The sequence below is a fragment of the Glutamicibacter sp. MOO4 genome (assembly GCF_056934395.1).
This window is the reverse complement of record NZ_CM167800.1, coordinates 2,858,398-2,876,145: the sequence shown is the minus strand read 5'-3', so window position 1 is coordinate 2,876,145 and position 17,748 is coordinate 2,858,398. Positions and strand designations below refer to the sequence as shown.

General features: G+C 56.3%; 14 protein-coding genes. 12 read left to right on the top strand and 2 right to left on the bottom strand.

Annotation, left to right across the window (positions count from 1 at the left end; all coding sequences use genetic code 11):
* Positions 1 to 136 precede the first annotated feature (136 nt).
* The 3 genes from AC1Z3F_RS13415 (at position 137) to AC1Z3F_RS13405 (ending at position 3,184) form a co-directional block, all read left to right on the top strand.
* Positions 137 to 1,132: a sugar ABC transporter substrate-binding protein gene (locus AC1Z3F_RS13415; RefSeq protein WP_262199005.1), complete on the top strand. Its 996-nt coding sequence runs from the start codon at positions 137 to 139 to the stop codon at positions 1,130 to 1,132.
* Positions 1,133 to 1,207: 75 nt separating this feature from the next.
* The gene (locus AC1Z3F_RS13410; RefSeq protein WP_483566027.1) at positions 1,208 to 2,272 is read left to right on the top strand and encodes an ABC transporter permease; all 1,065 of its coding nucleotides are present in this window, start codon (positions 1,208 to 1,210) and stop codon (positions 2,270 to 2,272) included.
* Positions 2,273 to 2,287: 15 nt separating this feature from the next.
* A complete protein-coding gene (locus tag AC1Z3F_RS13405) occupies positions 2,288 to 3,184 on the top strand; it encodes an ATP-binding cassette domain-containing protein (protein ID WP_483566026.1) in 897 nt (298 codons plus the stop codon).
* Positions 3,185 to 3,248: 64 nt separating this feature from the next.
* Here the strand turns inward: AC1Z3F_RS13405 and AC1Z3F_RS13400 are convergent, their stop codons facing one another.
* Together AC1Z3F_RS13400 and AC1Z3F_RS13395 are read right to left on the bottom strand one after the other, a co-directional pair.
* Positions 3,249 to 4,250: a Gfo/Idh/MocA family protein gene (locus tag AC1Z3F_RS13400; protein ID WP_483566025.1), complete on the bottom strand. Its 1,002-nt coding sequence runs from the start codon at positions 4,248 to 4,250 to the stop codon at positions 3,249 to 3,251.
* Between the two features lie 28 nt (positions 4,251 to 4,278).
* Complete coding sequence (locus AC1Z3F_RS13395; RefSeq protein ID WP_483566024.1) at positions 4,279 to 5,163, bottom strand: sugar phosphate isomerase/epimerase family protein; 885 nt, start codon at positions 5,161 to 5,163, stop codon at positions 4,279 to 4,281.
* Positions 5,164 to 5,677: 514 nt separating this feature from the next.
* Between AC1Z3F_RS13395 and AC1Z3F_RS13390 the strand changes: the two genes are divergently transcribed.
* The 9 genes from AC1Z3F_RS13390 to AC1Z3F_RS13350 all read left to right on the top strand — a co-directional run bounded on the left by AC1Z3F_RS13390 (position 5,678) and on the right by AC1Z3F_RS13350 (position 17,702).
* Positions 5,678 to 7,153 (top strand): sugar porter family MFS transporter, encoded by a 1,476-nt coding sequence (locus tag AC1Z3F_RS13390; protein WP_483566023.1) that lies wholly within the window; start codon positions 5,678 to 5,680, stop codon positions 7,151 to 7,153.
* Positions 7,154 to 7,379: 226 nt separating this feature from the next.
* Positions 7,380 to 8,441 carry a LacI family DNA-binding transcriptional regulator gene (locus AC1Z3F_RS13385; protein ID WP_483566022.1) on the top strand — a complete coding sequence of 354 codons (1,062 nt, stop codon included), beginning with the start codon at positions 7,380 to 7,382 and terminating at the stop codon, positions 8,439 to 8,441.
* Positions 8,442 to 8,604: 163 nt separating this feature from the next.
* Positions 8,605 to 10,218 carry a xylulokinase gene (locus AC1Z3F_RS13380; RefSeq protein ID WP_483566021.1) on the top strand — a complete coding sequence of 538 codons (1,614 nt, stop codon included), beginning with the start codon at positions 8,605 to 8,607 and terminating at the stop codon, positions 10,216 to 10,218.
* Between the two features lie 74 nt (positions 10,219 to 10,292).
* Positions 10,293 to 10,970: an L-ribulose-5-phosphate 4-epimerase gene (locus AC1Z3F_RS13375; protein ID WP_483566967.1), complete on the top strand. Its 678-nt coding sequence runs from the start codon at positions 10,293 to 10,295 to the stop codon at positions 10,968 to 10,970.
* 7 nt (positions 10,971 to 10,977) lie between these two features.
* A complete protein-coding gene (gene araA / locus AC1Z3F_RS13370; protein ID WP_483566020.1) occupies positions 10,978 to 12,489 on the top strand; it encodes an L-arabinose isomerase in 1,512 nt (503 codons plus the stop codon).
* A 184-nt stretch (positions 12,490 to 12,673) separates the two neighbouring features.
* A complete protein-coding gene (gene chvE / locus AC1Z3F_RS13365) occupies positions 12,674 to 13,846 on the top strand; it encodes a multiple monosaccharide ABC transporter substrate-binding protein (RefSeq protein WP_131089541.1) in 1,173 nt (390 codons plus the stop codon).
* Positions 13,847 to 13,937: 91 nt separating this feature from the next.
* Positions 13,938 to 15,476, top strand: a complete 1,539-nt coding sequence (gene mmsA / locus AC1Z3F_RS13360; RefSeq protein WP_483566019.1) for a multiple monosaccharide ABC transporter ATP-binding protein — start codon at positions 13,938 to 13,940, stop codon at positions 15,474 to 15,476.
* A complete protein-coding gene (mmsB, locus tag AC1Z3F_RS13355; protein ID WP_131089539.1) occupies positions 15,473 to 16,654 on the top strand; it encodes a multiple monosaccharide ABC transporter permease in 1,182 nt (393 codons plus the stop codon). Before mmsA ends, mmsB begins: the two co-directional genes overlap by 4 nt.
* Before the next feature lie 103 nt (positions 16,655 to 16,757).
* Entirely contained in the window at positions 16,758 to 17,702 is a 945-nt protein-coding gene (locus AC1Z3F_RS13350) for an aldose 1-epimerase family protein (protein ID WP_483566018.1), read from the top strand.
* The last annotated feature ends 46 nt before the right edge of the window (positions 17,703 to 17,748 follow it).

The following is a 17,748-nucleotide window of genomic DNA, read 5'->3' as shown; positions in this document are numbered from 1 at the left end:
AAAGTCTTGACGGATTCGATTCCGTCGCGCAGACTTTAGACATCTTGTGACTCGGATCACGAAATTCTTGAACAAACGGCTCGCCCACGGGGATGTATGGGGTGCGCCGGTGGATTCCTGAAGGGGAAAAATGAATATGGGAAAGCCTATGTGGCGCAAACTCGCAGTGTCGCTAGTTATCGTTCCGGTTCTTGGACTTGCAGCCTGCTCTTCCTCGGGTGGACGAGCCCCAGAGCCTGAAAGCAATTCAGCCGCTGGGACCGTCGCAACAACCGATCGCATCAAAATCGCAGTGATCACCCACGCACCTCCAGGAGATACCTTCTGGGACATCATCCGCAAGGGCGCCGAAGAAGCTGCCGCCAAAGACAATGTTGAATTGCAGTACCTGGGTGATCCTGACGGTGGACGTCAATCCCAGCTGATTGAGCAGGCAATCGATCAGGGTGTGGACGGCATCGCCGTCACCCTAGCCAAACCAGATGCCATGGCCGGTGCGCTGAAAAGGGCCTCCGACGCAGGAATCTCCATCGTCAGCCTCAACGCTGGTGAAGACCGATTCAAGGAGTTGGGAGCATTTGCCCACTTCGGTTCGGATGAGAAGCTTGCCGGCGAAGCTGCCGGAGAAAAGCTCAAAGCGGAGGGCATCAAAAAGCCAATTTGTGTCATTCAGGACCAAGGGCACGTTGGTCTTGAGGCACGTTGTGCCGGTGTGAAAAAAGTCGTTCCAGGCACCGAAGTGCTCTACGTACAGGGCACCGATATGACTCAGGTTGAGTCCACGACCACAGCCAAGCTGCAGGCTGACAAGCAAGCTGATGCAATCATCGGATTGGGCGCTCCAATCACGATGACCCTGCTCAAGGCCAAGGCGACGGCAAATTCTGAGGTTGCAGTAGCTTCCTTCGACATGAATTCGCAGTTGGTAGGAGAAATCACCAAGGGCAACGTGCTGTTCACGGTAGACCAGCAGCCATGGTTGCAGGGCTACATGGCAGTTGACTCCCTCTGGCAAAACAAGCGTGGCGGTTTCACCATCGGCGGCGGCAAAGCAACTTTGACCGGTCCGGCCATCATCGATAAAGCCGTGGCAGAAAACATCACCAGTTTCGCCGAAGAAGGCGTCCGCTAGCCACGTCCCGCCGTTACGCGTCGCGCTGCAACTTTTAGCAGCGCGACGCGTAGCTAGGACACGGAGGAAAAACTCATGTCATCAATAACAGCTTCACCTTCGCATAAGAAAAAATCTGCCACGACAGATGAGCGAGTCGGCAAGAAGAGCACCCTGTCGATTCTTCTGGGCCGACCAGAAATCGGTGCCCTCGTGGGAGCCGTCGCACTGTTTATCTTCTTCGCTATCGTCGCGCCGGTGTTCTTGTCACCGGCATCCCTAGCTACGGTCCTTTACGGTGCATCAACCATCGGCATTATGGCCGTTGGTGTGTCACTGCTGATGATCGGTGGCGAATTTGACCTGTCTACCGGTGTCGCCGTGATTTCATCGGCACTGAGCGCCTCGTTGGTCTCCTGGTATTTCGGGCTCAACGTCTGGGTTGGCATCGTGGTTGCGCTGCTGGTTTCGATGCTCATCGGATTCATCAATGGAATTATCTTGATCAAGACAAAGTTGCCTTCGTTCATTGTGACGCTGGCGAGTTTCTTGATGCTCACCGGACTGAATCTCGGGCTTACCCGCGCCGTCGGAGGATCCGTTTCCTCACCTTCCATTGCGAATATGGAAGGCTTCCAAAGCGCTAAAGCAGTGTTTGCTTCATCCGTGAATATCGGGGGCATCGAGGTCAAGGTCACCGTATTCATCTGGTTGGCCATGGTTCTTATCGCTTCCTGGATCTTGCTCCGCACCAAGGTTGGAAACTGGATCTTCGCCATTGGTGGCGACGAAAAAGCGGCCTGTGCTGTCGGTGTTCCGGTAGTTCGCACCAAGATTGGCCTGTTCATGGCCGTCGGATTCTGCGGTTGGGTGCTGGGCATGCACAACCTGTTTGCCTTTGACTCGGTGCAGTCCGGTGAAGGTATTGGTAACGAATTCCTTTACATCATCGCCGCAGTAATCGGCGGCTGCTTGCTGACCGGTGGTTACGGTTCAGCCATCGGTGGAGCCATTGGTGCCTTCATCTTTGGCATGGCCAACAAGGGCATCGTCTACGCCGAATGGAACCCAGACTGGTTCAAGTTCTTCCTGGGTCTAATGCTGCTACTGGCCACGGTTGTAAACATCGTGGTGAAAAAACGCGCGGAATCCAGCAAGTAGGAAGCCAAGGACAAAATGATGAAGACTCGAAAGAACAAAAAGACCGAAGAGCTCCTCGAAAAGCTCGAACCCAAAACAAGTGACAACCTGCTGACCTTCAAAGGCGTCGGTAAACACTATGGCAGCATCATCGCCCTGCGTGATGTGGACATGGTGGTGGATCCAGGCAAGGTCACCTGCGTGCTCGGCGACAACGGAGCCGGCAAGTCCACGTTGATCAAAATCATCGCCGGGCTTCACCAGCACGACGAAGGTGAATTTATGCTGCACGGTTCGGCCATCAAGCTCAAGAGTCCACGCATTGCGTTGGATGCCGGTATCGCCGCCGTGTATCAAGATTTGGCCGTGGTTCCACTCATGCCGATCTGGCGTAACTTCTTCCTCGGATCGGAACTGACCACCGGTGTTGGCCCTTTCAAGAAGCTTGATGTGCAGAAGATGAAGGACATCACCAAGCAAGAACTCTCCGACATGGGGATCGATCTGCGAGATGTGGAGCAGCCTATCGGCCAACTCTCCGGTGGTGAACGACAGTGTGTAGCCATCGCCCGTGCAGTGTACTTCGGTGCCAAGGTCTTGATCCTTGATGAGCCAACCGCAGCCCTTGGAGTTAAGCAGTCCGGCGTGGTGCTGCGTTACATCCTGCAGGCCCGCGACCGTGGATTGGGCGTCATCTTCATTACGCACAACCCGCACCACGCTTACCCGGTGGGCGACTCGTTCTTGCTGCTCAAGCGTGGCCGTTCTATCGGTTACTACTCCAAGTCGGAAATCACCGTCGGCGAGCTGACCGCTCAGATGGCCGGTGGCGCAGAACTAGCCGAGCTGGCTCATGAGCTTGAACAGCTTGGTGGCCACGATGAAGAGCTATCTGAGGCAGAGGCGGGCGCCACACCTCAGACAACAGCTTAAGAGAATCAACAGGTAAGGCCTGGGCTTCACTCTCGTGAAGCCCAGGCCTTACCTGTTGTTGAGATTAGAGCGAGTAGTCAATCACTTCGCTACGCCCACTGGCCACAGAACGTACTGCCGCCTGAGCGATGGCTTGAGATTTGAGCCCCTCACGCAAGGTGATGGGAACTTCTAGGTCTTCTTCGAGTGCCTGAACGAAGGCACTCAAGCTCGCTGCATAGGTTGGCTGAACCCTGTCGAACCAGTTGCTGTGCAGGCCATGGCTTTGCCTTTTCTCGCCTTGAAACAGTGTGACATTGCCGGAAGGATGCCGTTCAGATTCGACCATTCCCTCTGAACCTAGTGCTTCGATTCGTTCGTCGTAACCGTAGTTGGTATGTCGCACACAATCGATTTGCGCCAGTGCCCCGTCACCGAAGAGCAATGAACTAATGGAAGTATCAACATCACCGAAGTCGGCAATTTCAGGGGCCGTTAGTGCGGAGCCAAAAGCGTGAATCTGGACGGGGTCCTGTCCGGTGATCCACCGAGCCAAATCGTAAAAATGCACCGCTTGATCACGGAACTGACCACCGGAGGTTCTTAGGTAGTCCACCGGTGGCAACGCCGGTCCACGGGAGGTCAGTTGAAGAAGCGAGATATCGCCAATCTTTCCCGTGCTCACACAGTCTTTGAGTTCTGCGTGGGCTCGGTCAAAGCGTCGATTGAAATTCACCATGGCTTTGATGCCGGAACGTTCAACGTAAGCAACCGTGGATTTGGCTGTCTCCAGATCCAGGTCGATGGGCTTTTCTACTAGCGCTGCCAAACCGGCATCGGCGGCAAGTTTAAGATTCTGTGCATGGGAATCCGTTGACGACGCAATGAATACTGCATCAAGCTCGTTATCGCCAAAAATCTGGTCAAGAGACTGGGCGACACCGGCCCCATGTTGATTGGCCAGTGTCGTGGCACGTTGGGTATCAAGGTCGTAGACCCATCTGAAGTCAACGTCTGGGTTTGAGGCCAGATTTTGCGCGTGGACCGAACCGATGAAGCCGGCGCCGATAAGGGCAAATCTTTGCATTGCAGGTTCCTTATTAGAATATTCGTGCTTAGGAAATCATGATGTCGAGCAGGTTGTGCATGGTGCTGGCGACCTTGTGGAAGTCGTGTTCATTGGCGCGATCCGAGAACATTTCCGAGACCCACCAGCCGTCGTAGCCGGTGGACTTCACCGCATCCACCCACTGCTGCAATGGAATGGCGCCGCCACCGATCACCACATTGCGGTGCACATCTTGAGTGGGGACATCGCGTTCGCGATCTAGGTCTAACCCGTCGGAGATATGGACAGCTTTGATGATTTCCTTGGGAAGGGCCGCGACTTCTTCCAAGGTGTCACCAACGGTCCAGAAGTGCCACGTATCTAGGGCGATACCGACGTTATCCTGACCGGACCGTTCAATAATTTCTAGGGCTTGGCGGCATCGGTTGATGTTGGACCATGCCAAAGGTTCTAGGTAGATCTCTAGTCCGTGCTCGGCGGCGATTAGTGCTGCCGCCGAGACGTTATCGGCTGCGATATCAAGTGCTTGCGATTCTGATAATCCAAGGGTTCCGCGGTAACGCCCATCGGAGGCGGCGAGGCTTCCGGACTTGAAATCCTTAACCACGTTCCAGTCCACGGGTCCGGTACACATTTGAAGGATTGGTGCTCCGACCACGGTCGCGATTTCGGCCATGCGCCTGACTTCCAGAAGCATTTCTTCCCGTGCCGTGCCCTGACGTTCGAGGTCGAGGACTGCGCCAATTCCGGTTACTTCAAGGCTGGCAAGCATGGCTGGAAGCGTGTGTACCGAGTAGCCAGCGTCGAGGTAGCGGTAGAGCTTTGGACTCTGTAATTCGATGCCACCGAATCCTGCCGACTTAGCTGTGGCGATATCGGTGGCCACATTTCCATAAAAACTTGTGGTGACGTTCATGGACAGTTTTGCCATGGGTCCTCCTTGACTTTGGCAGCGATTACTTGAGGTTCATATGTACAGTTGTCAGTACAAAGATCATAAAGAATTCTATGTCCATATGCCACTGGAAAGATAGACACTGATGAGCAATCTTTTGCTGGAACTGAGTGAATACACGCGGTGACAGATAATTCATGCGATCGGGTATCTGAAGGACGAATTCGCACCCGAGGAGCGCAGCAGTTAGATCTTTGTTCCGGTTTCGCCACAGTGAAATCTAGTCATCTCGATCTCCGCGTGATCAAGGCAGGGGCAGTGAGTTTGGACGGGCCTGCGTTCGATGAAACTATTAGGGTTGGGCGAGACTGGGGAAACCATCCGTCGGTGAAGATCAGGGACATGCTGAATGTTGCATAACAGGGTATTCAGACAAAAAGGTCAATCCTTCCCGCCCTTGTTGCACCGAGAGAAAACGACTGGATCGCAGAGGATCCAGTGAACGCCACAGGCCGACCACGCTTTTCTCCGGGCCGTCCGGAGGAGTTTTATGTCCAGTGCGCAGAATCTTGCTGCCGAATCGAGTCTGCCGCGGCTGACTAAGGGCCCGCATTCCAAGCGTTTGGGACTCATCTCGATTGTTGCTTGCTTTGGTGGACTGCTCTTTGGCTATGACACCGGCGTTGCCAACGGTGCTGAAGGTCCCATGGCCGCGGAGCTTGGCCTAAACCTCCTGCAAGTAGGCGTTGTGATTAGCTCTTTGGTCTTCGCCGCCGCACTCGGAGCGCTCATCTCGGGTCAGATCGCTGATTCGTGGGGCCGGCGCAAAACCATCGTCGCACTGGCCATCTTGTTCTTCATTGGAACCCTTTTTGTGGTCTTCTCTCCTGCGGGCCCAGAATCAGGAACCTTCTCTCTAGCGGGGTTCAGCATTCTGGTCGCCGGACGCATCATGCTTGGCCTGGCCGTGGGTGGCGCATCCACCGTGGTGCCTGTTTACCTGGCAGAACTGGCTCCCTACGAGATTCGTGGTTCCATTACCGGTCGTAACGAGCTAGCTATCGTTGCTGGTCAGCTGGCTGCCTTCGTGATAAACGCTATTTTGGGCACCTGGCTTGGTGGAAGCATGGACGGTGTCTGGCGCATCATGTTCTCTATCTGTGCGTTGCCAGCCCTGGTTCTGTTCTTCGGAATGTTGCGCATGCCAGAATCTCCTCGATGGCTAGTCGAGAAGGGGCACTACGACAAGGCGCTCGGTGTGCTTAATACCGTTCGTTCACCTGATCGAGCGCTCGCCGAGGTGCAAGAAATTCAGATCGTAGCCGAAAGGGAACATCTGAAAAATAAGCCCGTAGGTATCAAGGCGGTGTTGACCAACAAATGGTTGATGCGCATTGTTTGTGTTGGTATCGGCGTTGCAACGATGCAGCAGCTCACCGGCATTAACTCGATCATGTACTACGGAACACGAGTGCTGGAAGAAGCGGGCATGACCGCGCAACAGGCGGTCTTGGCCAATATTGCTTTTGGCGTTGTTGCTGTGATTGGTGGCGTGATTGCCCTGCGCAATATGGACCGTCTTGATCGCCGCAAGACCTTCATTATTGGTCTGTCCTTGACCACCACGTGCCACTTGTTAGTAGCCTTCGCCAGCATGTTGCTGCCCGTGGGAAACGCGCTACGCCCAATTGTCATTTTGATTCTGGTCGTAGCTTTTGTGGCCTCAATGCAAACTTTTCTGAGCGTTGCCGTGTGGGTTTGGCTAGCTGAAATCTTCCCGTTGCACATGCGTGGTTTAGGCATCGGTATCTCGGTGTTCTTTGGGTGGGGCACCAATGGTGTGTTGACGCTCTTTTTCCCGTCGTTGGTATCCGGTGTTGGGATCACTGGCTCCTTCTTTATCTTTGCAGGTGTTGGCGCACTGGCGTTGTGGTTCGTGGCTACCCAGGTTCCAGAAACTCGTGGACGCACCCTCGAAGCACTCGAAGAAGATGTCTCCAACGGAGCGATTTATCAGGCCCGGTAAGGTGCCAATACGGCCGGATGCGCAGATCTGGTCTTATTAATGCGTCCCGTGAAGCAAGACTTCTATCCAGCCGTAGAGTTCAGCTAAGTCAGGGAAAATACCCGCAATCTCGCGGATATTGGCGCGTAAATAGACATATGCCTAACGAGGCATATGCGCTTGTGGTGGGTTTTAGAGGTCAGGTTTACCCTGCGCGACAGTAGCCAAAGCGCTGGTCTTTGCAATAATGACCGTTGTGAACATTGCTCAGCCCGGTGAAGGGCACCCAAGTAACAGGCCCCCGTCAATGGCGGATGTGGCGGCCCTGGCAGGGGTGTCGCACCAGACTGTCTCGCGCGTGCTCAACGACCACCCAAATGTCAGAGCTGGAACGCGTGATCAGGTGATGGAAGCAATCCGTCAACTTGGATATCGTCGCAATCGAGCTGCCCGCGCACTTGCAACATCGCACTCCAGCACCATTGGCATTTTGACCATTGGTAGTGAGTTTTTCGGACCGCAATCCACCGTGTTGGCCATCGAAGCTGCTGCCCGCGCGCAAGGCTACTTCGTGACCGTGACCGCCTTGGATCGCTATGACGCTCACAGCTCGACTGAAGCTTTGAATCACTTGGTTGACCAAGGCGTGGATGGCGTGGTGATGGTTGCGCCGTTCGAAAAGGTGATTGACGCCTTGGACGACGCGGCGCTCAAAATTCCGGTGGTGGTTGTCGCAGCTCGCACCACTGTGCCCGAATCAGATCCGGCCCATTACGTCTATGTTGACCAGCGTGAAGGTGCGCGACTGGCTACCGGACACCTCTTGGCTTTGGGGCACCGCAAAATCGCCCATGTTTCTGGGCCAACTGGCTGGTTTGACGCCACTGAACGCCAAATCGGCTGGCAAGAAAAAATGCTGGAAGCCAAGGCGCCAGTCATCGAAGTGCCCGCCGAATCATGGTTGGCACCTAGCGGTTACGAGACGGGCAAAAGACTGGTTGATTCGGTGCGCGCCGGGGAAGTGACCGCAGTCTTTGCCGCCAATGATTACCTGGCAACTGGCATCTTGCGCGCCTTCTGGGAAGCTGGATTAGAGGTGCCAACCGACGTCTCGGTGATTGGCTTTGATGATCTGCAGATTTCCAATTTCCTCATCCCATCGTTGACCACTGTTCGTCAGCCTTTTAGGGATGTCGGTCATGCAGCACTCACGGAATTGCTCGAAGGTGTCACCGCCGATAAAACGCCAAAAGTGATCGCTCCAACGCTGGTCATTCGCGCAAGTACGGCGCCTCCAAAGTCTCAGTAATCGTCTTCTAGTTGCCAGTATTTTGAAATCCGGTGTTGCGCATCACAAATTGTTAGCGCTAACATTGCATCGAGGTTCTGTTCTGCTCGACGCTGTTTTTCCCGCATCGAGCAGCGGACGATGGCAATGGCGCTGCTCAACGAGCTGTGCGAACGGAGAATTCATGGCAACACAGCTCAACGGGTCAACGGCCCGAGAGATCATCACCAACGGTCAGGCCGTGCTGGGCATCGAGTTTGGTTCAACGAATATCAAAGCCAGTCTGATTGGTCCTGATCACCAGCAGCTAGCCAGCGGCAGTCATGCGTGGGAAAACCAGTACCAAAACAAAAACTGGACTTACTCCCGCGAAGCGATCATTGCCGGACTTCAAGATTGCATGGCACAGGTACTCATCGATGCTCAAGCGCGTCACGGGGTACGTCCAACTCAGCTTGGATCCATCGGAATTTCTGCCATGATGCATGGCTACCTAGCCTTTGATTCCGAAGGCGAATTGCTTGTCGACTTCCGCACCTGGCGCAACACCTCGACCGCCGAGGCTGCCGCCAAGCTCAGCGAAGAACTGCACTTCAACATCCCGCAGCGCTGGTCCGTAGCCCACTACTTCCAAGCACTGCTTGACCACGAAGAACATGTCCCACAGGTAGCTCGCCTGAACACTTTGGCCGGGTTCGTTCACGAGAAATTGACCGGAAAATTTGTCCTTGGCGTGGGCGATGCAGCAGGAATGTTCCCCATCGACTCAGCTACCGGTAGCTACGACGCCAGCATGCTGGCCAGCTTCGACGCACTAGCGCAACAGCAAGGTGCCACCGGTTCACTTCTTGGCCTCTTGCCTCAGGTCTTGCCGGCCGGCGGCGACGCTGGAACACTCACCGACGCTGGGGCATTACTACTTGATCCCACCGGACAGCTCAAGCCAGGAACCGCATTGTGTGCTCCGGAAGGGGACGCCGGAACAGGCATGGTCGCCACCAATTCCGTGGCAGTGCGCACCGGCAACATCTCGGCCGGCACCTCCATTTTTGCCATGGTGGTTCTTGATGCTCCATTGACCGAAGTGCACCACGAAATCGATGTAGTCGCCACCCCGGACGGAAGCTCAGTGGCCATGGTCCACTGCAACAACGGGGCCAGCGAATTTGCTGCCTGGGCCCAAGTTTTCGGACAGTTCGCCCAAGCCTTAGGACACAAGGCCGATGAGAACACGGTCTTCGAAACCCTCTTGGGTTCAGCCCTCGACGGAGACGCAGATGGCGGCGGACTTTTGGCCTACAACAACCTTTCCGGTGAACCGGTGGCGAACTTGGCCGAAGGCCGCCCAGCGATTCTGCGCACACCGGATTCAACTCTGAATCTGGCCAACCTCATGCGTGTTCAGGTCTACTCAATGTTTGCCACCCTCAGTCTTGGAATGCGCGTTTTGGCCGCCGAAGGAGTTGAGGTCAAACAGATGTTTGCCCACGGTGGCATCTTCCGCACCCAAGGTGTGGCCCAACGACTGTTGGCCGCAGCGATCAACACCCCGGTACTTGTCGGCGAGAGTGCCGGCCACGGGGGAGCGTGGGGCATTGCGGTGCTCGCGGCTTACCGTCGCCGAGTGCTAGACGGAGTGGATTTAACCTTGCCGGAATTCTTGGATTCCGAGGTCTTTGCTGATGCGCGGTTGTCCCTGGCTGAACCGCAGGAAGCGGATCAAGCTGGCTTCGCTAGCTATCTGAATACCTATGAAGCTGGTCTGGAAATTCAACGAACCGCCATCACCGTCATCTAATTTTTGCCTTAGTTTTTGGACGAAATGAGTAATCAATGAATCAACAACTTTCCTTGGAACGCTACCCGCAATCTATGCGCGATGAAGTGCAACGGGTACGTCAGGTTGTTGCAGATCTGCACGCCGAACTCCCGCGTTATGAGCTGGTGGTGTGGACCGCGGGAAACGTCTCCCAACGGGTACGTCATCCAGAAGTGAGCGACGGCAGCCAGGACCTATTTGTCATCAAGCCGTCCGGTGTTGCCTACGATGACCTGACCGCTGAATCTATGGTGGTCTGCACCCTGGACGGTCAGCTTCTTGAGGGTAAACACGCGCCGTCTTCGGACACCGCAGCGCACGCCTACACCTACGAGCACATGCCTGAAGTCGGCGGTGTGGTGCACACCCACTCCACCTATGCCACCGCGTGGGCGGCCCGCGGAGAAGAGATTCCTTGCGTGCTAACCATGATGGCTGACGAGTTTGGTGGGCCCATTCCCGTGGGACCGTTTGCGATCATCGGGGATGACTCCATCGGCCGAGGCATTGTCTCCACGCTGCGCGAATCACGTAGTCCGGCGGTACTGATGGCCAGCCATGGACCCTTCACCATTGGCAAAGATGCCCGGGCTGCCGTCAAGGCAGCAGTGATGTGTGAAGAAGTGGCTCGCACCGTGCATATTGCGCAACAACTTGGGGATCCGCAGCCCATTGATCCCGCACAAATTGACTCGCTCTATGAGCGCTACCAGAACGTATACGGACAGTAAGGACATCATGACTAAGGCATATAACAACAAAGAAATCTGGTTCTTCACTGGAAGTCAGGACCTCTACGGTGAGGAAACCCTGCGCCAGGTGGCCGAGCAGTCCACCGAGGTGGCCCGCGGGTTAGATGCTTCCAGCGAGGTTCCGGCAAAGATTGTCTGGAAGCCGGTCCTTAAGGATTCCGAATCGATCCGTCGTGCCATGTTGGAGGCCAATTCGGATGACAAGGTGCTTGGTGTCATCACCTGGATGCACACCTTCAGCCCGGCCAAGATGTGGATCAATGGGCTTAAGGCTTTGCAGAAGCCATTGCTGCACCTGCACACCCAGGCCAATGTTGAACTGCCTTGGGATTCCATTGACTTTGATTTCATGAACCTGAACCAGGCGGCGCACGGCGACCGTGAATACGCCTACTTGGCTACCCGGTTGGGTGCAGCGCGAACCACTGTGGTGGGTCACGTATCCAACCCTGCAGTTGCCCGCCGCGTGGGCACCTGGGTTCGCGGCGCAGCCGGCTTTAATGCCGTGCAGAACCTGAATCTAGTCCGCTTTGGCGATAACATGCGCAACGTTGCGGTCACCGAAGGGGATAAGACCGAGGCTGAAATTCGCTTTGGTGTTTCGGTGAACACCTGGGCCGTCAACGACCTAGTTCAGGCCGTTGAGGCTGTGGCTGATTCCGAGATTGATGCACTGGTGGCCGAGTACGAACGCGAGTACGACGTCGTTGAAGAACTTCGTGCCGGAGGGGATCGCCACGAATCGCTGCGCTACGCAGCACGTCAGGAAATCGCACTGGAAAAATTCCTCGGCGAAGCCAATGCCATGGCGTTCACTACCAACTTTGAGGATCTCGGTGGACTGAAGCAGCTACCGGGTCTGGCAGTGCAGCGACTGATGGGCAAGGGCTACGGCTTTGGCGCCGAGGGCGACTGGAAGACCGCGGTTCTGGTCCGTGCCGCCAAGGTGATGGGCGAAGGCCTGCCCGGTGGTGCCTCGCTCATGGAGGACTACACCTACGATCTAACCGAGGGTAAAGAATTGATCCTCGGTGCTCACATGCTCGAGGTTTGCCCGTCGCTGACCACCAGCAAGCCACGTGTGGAAATCCACCCGCTGGGCATTGGTGGCCGCGAAGATCCGGTCCGCATGGTGTTCAGTGCAGATGCCACCCAGGGGGCCGTGGTGGTCTCCATGGCAGATATGCGAGAGCGTTTCCGCCTCACCGCCAACGTGGTGGATGTAGTGACCCCGCCGGCTGATCTGCCGCACCTGCCGGTAGCCCGTGCGGTATGGAGCCCACGACCAAACTTCAACGTGTCGGCAGAGTCGTGGTTGGCTGCCGGTGGAGCGCACCATACGGTGATGTCCACCGCTGCCGGCATCGAAGCTTTTGAAATTTTTGCGGAAATCGCAGGAACTGAACTGCTGGTCATTGACGAAGAAACCACACGACGAAACTTCGCTGCGCAGATTCGAGTTAATCAGAGCTACTACCGTCTGGCCCAGGGTTTCTAGTCCTTAGCTGATTTTTCAGGGTTTTTTGTGCCTTTCAGGCCCATTCTGTGAGCCTGAAAAACGCAATGAGTAAGGATTCTTAATTTATTTTCAATTAGGGCTGGCCTAACCCGCTATGTTAGCGCTAACATGGTGTGAGCCCCGTCTCACTCGCAGAGTGTGGCACATTTTCAAGGAGGAAAAGATGGCATGGAATAACTGGACCCGCAAAGCTGCGGCGACCATTGGTTCCCTCGCACTGATCGGTTCGCTGGCAGCTTGCGGCGGTAGCGGTGCAGGTGGAGGCGCAGGAGCAGGTGGAGGCGAAGAAACCAAAGCACCTGAGGACATGAAGGTCGGCGTAGCAATGCCAACCGAAACTTCCGAACGCTGGATCGCTGACGGCAAGGCCGTCAAGTCACAGCTGGAAGCAGCGGGCTACGAAGTAGACCTGCAGTTCGCAAACGATGACATTCCCACCCAGCAGCAGCAGATCGACCAGATGATCACCAAGGGTGACGACATCTTGGTGGTGGCCTCGATTGATGGCACCGCACTGTCCACCCAGCTGCAGGCAGCAGCGGATGCGAATATCCCGATCATCTCCTACGACCGTTTGATTAACGGCACCGAAAACGTTGACTTCTACGTCACCTTCGATAACTACAAGGTGGGTGTACAGCAGGCAACCTCGCTGCTCACCGGCCTAGGCCTGTTGGACAAGGACGGCAAGAAGACCGACAAGAAGGGCCCGATGAACATCGAGCTCTTCGCCGGTTCCATCGATGACAACAACGCACACTTCTTCTGGAAGGGTGCAATGGATACGCTCAAGCCATACCTGGATGACAAGACCCTAGTGGTTAAGTCCGGTCAGACCGACATCCAGCAGGCAGCCACCTTGCGTTGGAGCCAGGAAGAGGCTCAGTCGCGCATGGAGGACTTGATCACCGCTCACTACGCCGGTGGCAAGACCAAGATCGACGGTGTGCTCTCACCGTTTGATGGCATCTCGCGCGGTATCATCACTGCACTGTCCAACGCTGGTTACGGCAAGTCCATCAAGGGCGGCCTGCCAATCATCAGTGGCCAGGACGCAGAAATCGCTTCGGTAAAGCTCATTGAAGACGGCGTTCAGTACGCCACCATCTTCAAGGACACCCGCAAGCTGGCTACCCAGGCAGTAGAGGCCGTCAAGGCTTACGGTTCGGGCAACGAACCACAGGCCAACGACACCAAGAGCTACGACAACGGCAAGAAGGTCGTTCCATCCTTCCTGCTGGATTCGGACATCGTGGTTAAGGACAACATCAAGTCCTTGCTCGTTGACTCCAAGTACTACACGGCAGAAGAAGTTAAGGCCGGCCGCAGCAAGTAGTCTCCCACGCCCCGCGCTGGCCGCAACACCTTAGGTGTTGCGGCCAGCAACGGGCAGGGTGCTCACAGCACACACCAAGGACGTCTGCACTATGGACACCACCATCCTGCAAATGCAGGAGATCACCAAGACTTTCCCCGGGGTCAAGGCGCTAGACGGCGTCAACCTCTCGGTCCGCACCGGCGAGATTCACGCCATCTGCGGCGAAAACGGCGCCGGCAAATCCACCCTCATGAAGGTACTGTCCGGGGTTTACCCGCACGGTAGCTACGAGGGCCAGATCATTTTTGAAGGCGATGAGCTCAAAGCCGCGAGCATCAAGGATTCCGAAGCCAAGGGCATCGTGATTATCCACCAGGAACTGGCGCTCGTGCCTTACCTGTCGGTGGCAGAGAATATTTTCCTCGGCAATGAAACCTCCCGCGGTGGCTTCATCGACTGGAACGAAACCAATCACCGAGCCGCCGATCTGCTCAAGCGGGTGGGCCTGGATGAACTGCCAATCACCCAGGTAGGTCAGCTGGGCGTTGGCAAGCAGCAGCTGGTAGAAATCGCCAAGGCGCTGAGCAAAAACGTGAAGCTGCTGATCTTGGACGAGCCAACGGCTGCACTGAACGACGATGATTCCGAGCACCTGTTGAACCTTTTGCGCGGACTGCGCGATCAGGGCATCACCTCGATCATCATTTCGCACAAGCTGGGCGAAATCGAAGACATTGCCAATACCACCACGATCATCCGTGATGGCCAGTCCATTGAAGCCTTGGACATGGCCGACCCGGCGTCTAACCAGAACCGCATTATCCGCGGCATGGTGGGACGCGAACTGTCCTCACGCTACCCAGAGCGCGAACCGAAGATCGGCGAAGTGGTCTTTGAAGTCCGTGACTGGTCGGTACAGCACCCGGTGCAGCAAGAGCGCACCGTGGTGGACAACGCCTCACTGAACGTGCGTGCCGGCGAAATCGTGGGCATCGCAGGACTGATGGGTGCCGGACGAACCGAGCTGGCGATGAGCGTTTTTGGCCACAGCTACGGCCGCAATATCAGCGGCAGTGTGCTGATGGGCGGCAAGCCGGTGGACACCTCTACGGTAGGCAAGGCCATCAAGGCGGGCATCGCCTACGTCTCTGAGGACCGCAAGAAGTTCGGGCTGAACCTGATCGAAGATATCCGCGTTAACACCACCGCCGCTGGTCTGGGAAAGATCTCCTCCAACGGCTTTGTGAACGGCAACAAGGAAATTCAGATCGCCGAGCATTACCGCCAGTCCATGCGGATCAAAACCCCCAACGTGATGGCCAAGGTCGGAAACCTTTCGGGCGGTAACCAGCAGAAAGTGGTGCTGGGCAAGTGGTTGCACACCGCACCAGAGCTACTGATCCTCGACGAACCCACCCGCGGTATCGACGTTGGCGCCAAATACGAGATTTACACCATCATCAACGAGCTGGCTGCCGCTGGTAAGGCAGTTCTGGTGATCTCCTCCGAACTGCCCGAACTACTGGGCATCTGCGACCGTATCTACACTCTGGCCTACGGACGAATGACCGGGCAGCTACCGGCAGCCGAAGCCACCCAGGAACGCCTCATGGAACTCATGACCATCGAGAAGGAAAGCACCCGATGACACTCACAACCGAGTTGAAGGATATCTTCACCAAGAACCTGCGCACCTCGGGCATTTACATTGCCTTCGTGCTCATCGTGGTGCTCTTCAGCATTCTGACCAACGGGCTGCTACTGAGCCCAACGAACATCACCAACATTGTCCTGCAGTACTCCTACGTGCTGATCCTGGCCTTGGGCATGATCATCGTGATTGTCGCCGGGCACATCGACTTGTCAGTGGGCTCACTGGTGGCACTGACCGGCGCGGTCTCCGCGGTACTGATCATCAAGCACGATATGCCTTGGTGGGTTGGCATGCTTGCCGGCATCGCCGTGGGCGCCATCTGTGGTCTGTGGCAAGGATTCTGGGTGGCCTATGTGGGCATCCCGGCCTTCATTGTGACCCTGGCAGGCATGTTGCTCTTCCGCGGCTTGACCTACGAAGTGCTTAATAACGTTTCGCTCTCGCCATTCCCTGGGGAGTACGGACAGATCGCCGGTGGCTTCCTGAACGGACTGCTCGGCGGCTACGGTTTTGATACCTTCACCTTGGTGATCGGCGTCATTGCCGTGGCCGGTCTGGTCTACTCGCAGTGGCGCAACCGTCAGGGCCGGATGAAGTACGGCCAGAGTGTTGAGTCCATGGCCATGTTCTTGGGCAAAAACGCGATCACCGCCATCATCATCCTCTGGTTCTTCTGGCAGATCGCCACCAGCCGTGGCATGCCAATTGTGCTGATCATCTTGGCCATTCTGATCCTGGGCTACAACGTACTGACCACACGCACCGTCTTTGGTCGTCACGTCTACGCCATCGGTGGCAACCTTTCGGCAGCTAAGCTTTCGGGTGTGAACGTCAAGAAGATCAACCTATGGATCTTCATCAACATGGGTCTGCTCGCCGGTGTGGCTGGCGTGGTCTTCTCATCGCGTTCCAACGGTGCACAGCCTGGCGCTGGCAACATGTTTGAGCTGGACGCCATCGCCGCCTGCTTCATCGGTGGAGCATCAACCACCGGTGGTGTAGGCCGAGTTACCGGTGCCATCGTTGGTGGCCTGGTCATGGCGGTACTGTCCAACGGTATGCAGCTGATGGGTGTTGGTGCTTCCAGCCAGCAGATCGTCAAGGGTATCGTGCTGCTGCTGGCAGTAGCCTTCGATATCTACAACAAGCGTCGCGCTGGCGCAGGTAGCTAAGCCACGCAGACCAAGTAAGTGCTCGTTGGGCCCTTCCGCATCGGTGTGGAGGGGCCCAGCGTGTGTCACGACGTTGTCCCGGACTAGCCCAGAAAGAGGAATCATGCACCGCACGAACGAACCTCAAGTGACCGACTTTAATGGTCAGGTAGTGAACCTTGTGGCTCACGGCTTTAGTGCCCAACTGGCCGCCGTTGGCGCCACCTTGGTTAGCCTCGAATTTCAAGGCCAACCACTGGTCCGGGCTTTTGACCCACAGTTACCTCGCCCCGCATTTTCCGGCGCCATCCTCGCCCCCTGGCCTAACCGGGTCACCGATGGAAGCTACCGCTGGGAGGGGACCGAATACCAGTTACCGATCACCGAACCCGAGCGCGGGCATGCCCTGCACGGGTTGGTGGCCGACACCAACTTCAGCCTCACCGACCACAGTGAGCAGAGCGCAGAACTGCACACAGTCATCACCCCGAGCGAAGGCTACCCCTTCCACATAGAGCTGGTCATCAGCTACGAGCTGGAAGCCGAAGGCCTACGCGCCACGGCTACCGCCACCAACCTCGGCGAACCCGCGGCCCCCTTTGGTTGGGGTTCGCACGCCTACCTGGTGGCCCCCGGCGAACGGGTGAACCAGTGGACACTGAGCCTGCCGGCCCAACAGGTACAGCTGACCCAAGGCCAGCGCCTGCTGCCCACAGAGGTCGTCAACGTGGCCGACACCGAACTAGATTTCCGTGCACCTAAGACACTGGGGACCACCTTCATCGACCATGCCTATACGTCGCTGGAATTTGATGGCCAGAGGCAGACTCGGGCGATTCTCACCGATGCCCATGGTGTGGGTTCGCAGATTATCTGGGATGCAACCTGCCCCTGGGTTCAGGTGCACACCGCGGATCGTGATGATCCGCAGCTGGATCGCACCGGGCTTGCCATTGAACCCATGACTTGCCCACCCGGTGCATTTAACTCCGGTGAAGACGTCGTCCGCCTTCAACCAGCGGCCACACACCAAGCTAGTTGGCTGATCGGTCCAGTAAAGGCCGGCTAAGTGCCGCCCGATAACCAACAGCACCACATTCAAGAATTATCTGGAG

What these genes read in the sequence shown, in the direction of transcription:
- AC1Z3F_RS13415 (WP_262199005.1), top strand. Translation starts at nt 137, where the DNA reads ATGGGAAAGCCTATGTGGCGCAAACTCGCAGTGTCGCTAGTTATCGTT.
- AC1Z3F_RS13410 (WP_483566027.1), top strand. Translation starts at nt 1,208, where the DNA reads ATGTCATCAATAACAGCTTCACCTTCGCATAAGAAAAAATCTGCCACG.
- AC1Z3F_RS13405 (WP_483566026.1), top strand. Translation starts at nt 2,288, where the DNA reads ATGATGAAGACTCGAAAGAACAAAAAGACCGAAGAGCTCCTCGAAAAG.
- AC1Z3F_RS13400 (WP_483566025.1), bottom strand. Translation starts at nt 4,250, where the DNA reads ATGCAAAGATTTGCCCTTATCGGCGCCGGCTTCATCGGTTCGGTCCAC.
- AC1Z3F_RS13395 (WP_483566024.1), bottom strand. Translation starts at nt 5,163, where the DNA reads ATGGCAAAACTGTCCATGAACGTCACCACAAGTTTTTATGGAAATGTG.
- AC1Z3F_RS13390 (WP_483566023.1), top strand. Translation starts at nt 5,678, where the DNA reads ATGTCCAGTGCGCAGAATCTTGCTGCCGAATCGAGTCTGCCGCGGCTG.
- AC1Z3F_RS13385 (WP_483566022.1), top strand. Translation starts at nt 7,380, where the DNA reads ATGACCGTTGTGAACATTGCTCAGCCCGGTGAAGGGCACCCAAGTAAC.
- AC1Z3F_RS13380 (WP_483566021.1), top strand. Translation starts at nt 8,605, where the DNA reads ATGGCAACACAGCTCAACGGGTCAACGGCCCGAGAGATCATCACCAAC.
- AC1Z3F_RS13375 (WP_483566967.1), top strand. Translation starts at nt 10,293, where the DNA reads ATGCGCGATGAAGTGCAACGGGTACGTCAGGTTGTTGCAGATCTGCAC.
- araA (WP_483566020.1), top strand. Translation starts at nt 10,978, where the DNA reads ATGACTAAGGCATATAACAACAAAGAAATCTGGTTCTTCACTGGAAGT.
- chvE (WP_131089541.1), top strand. Translation starts at nt 12,674, where the DNA reads ATGGCATGGAATAACTGGACCCGCAAAGCTGCGGCGACCATTGGTTCC.
- mmsA (WP_483566019.1), top strand. Translation starts at nt 13,938, where the DNA reads ATGGACACCACCATCCTGCAAATGCAGGAGATCACCAAGACTTTCCCC.
- mmsB (WP_131089539.1), top strand. Translation starts at nt 15,473, where the DNA reads ATGACACTCACAACCGAGTTGAAGGATATCTTCACCAAGAACCTGCGC.
- AC1Z3F_RS13350 (WP_483566018.1), top strand. Translation starts at nt 16,758, where the DNA reads ATGCACCGCACGAACGAACCTCAAGTGACCGACTTTAATGGTCAGGTA.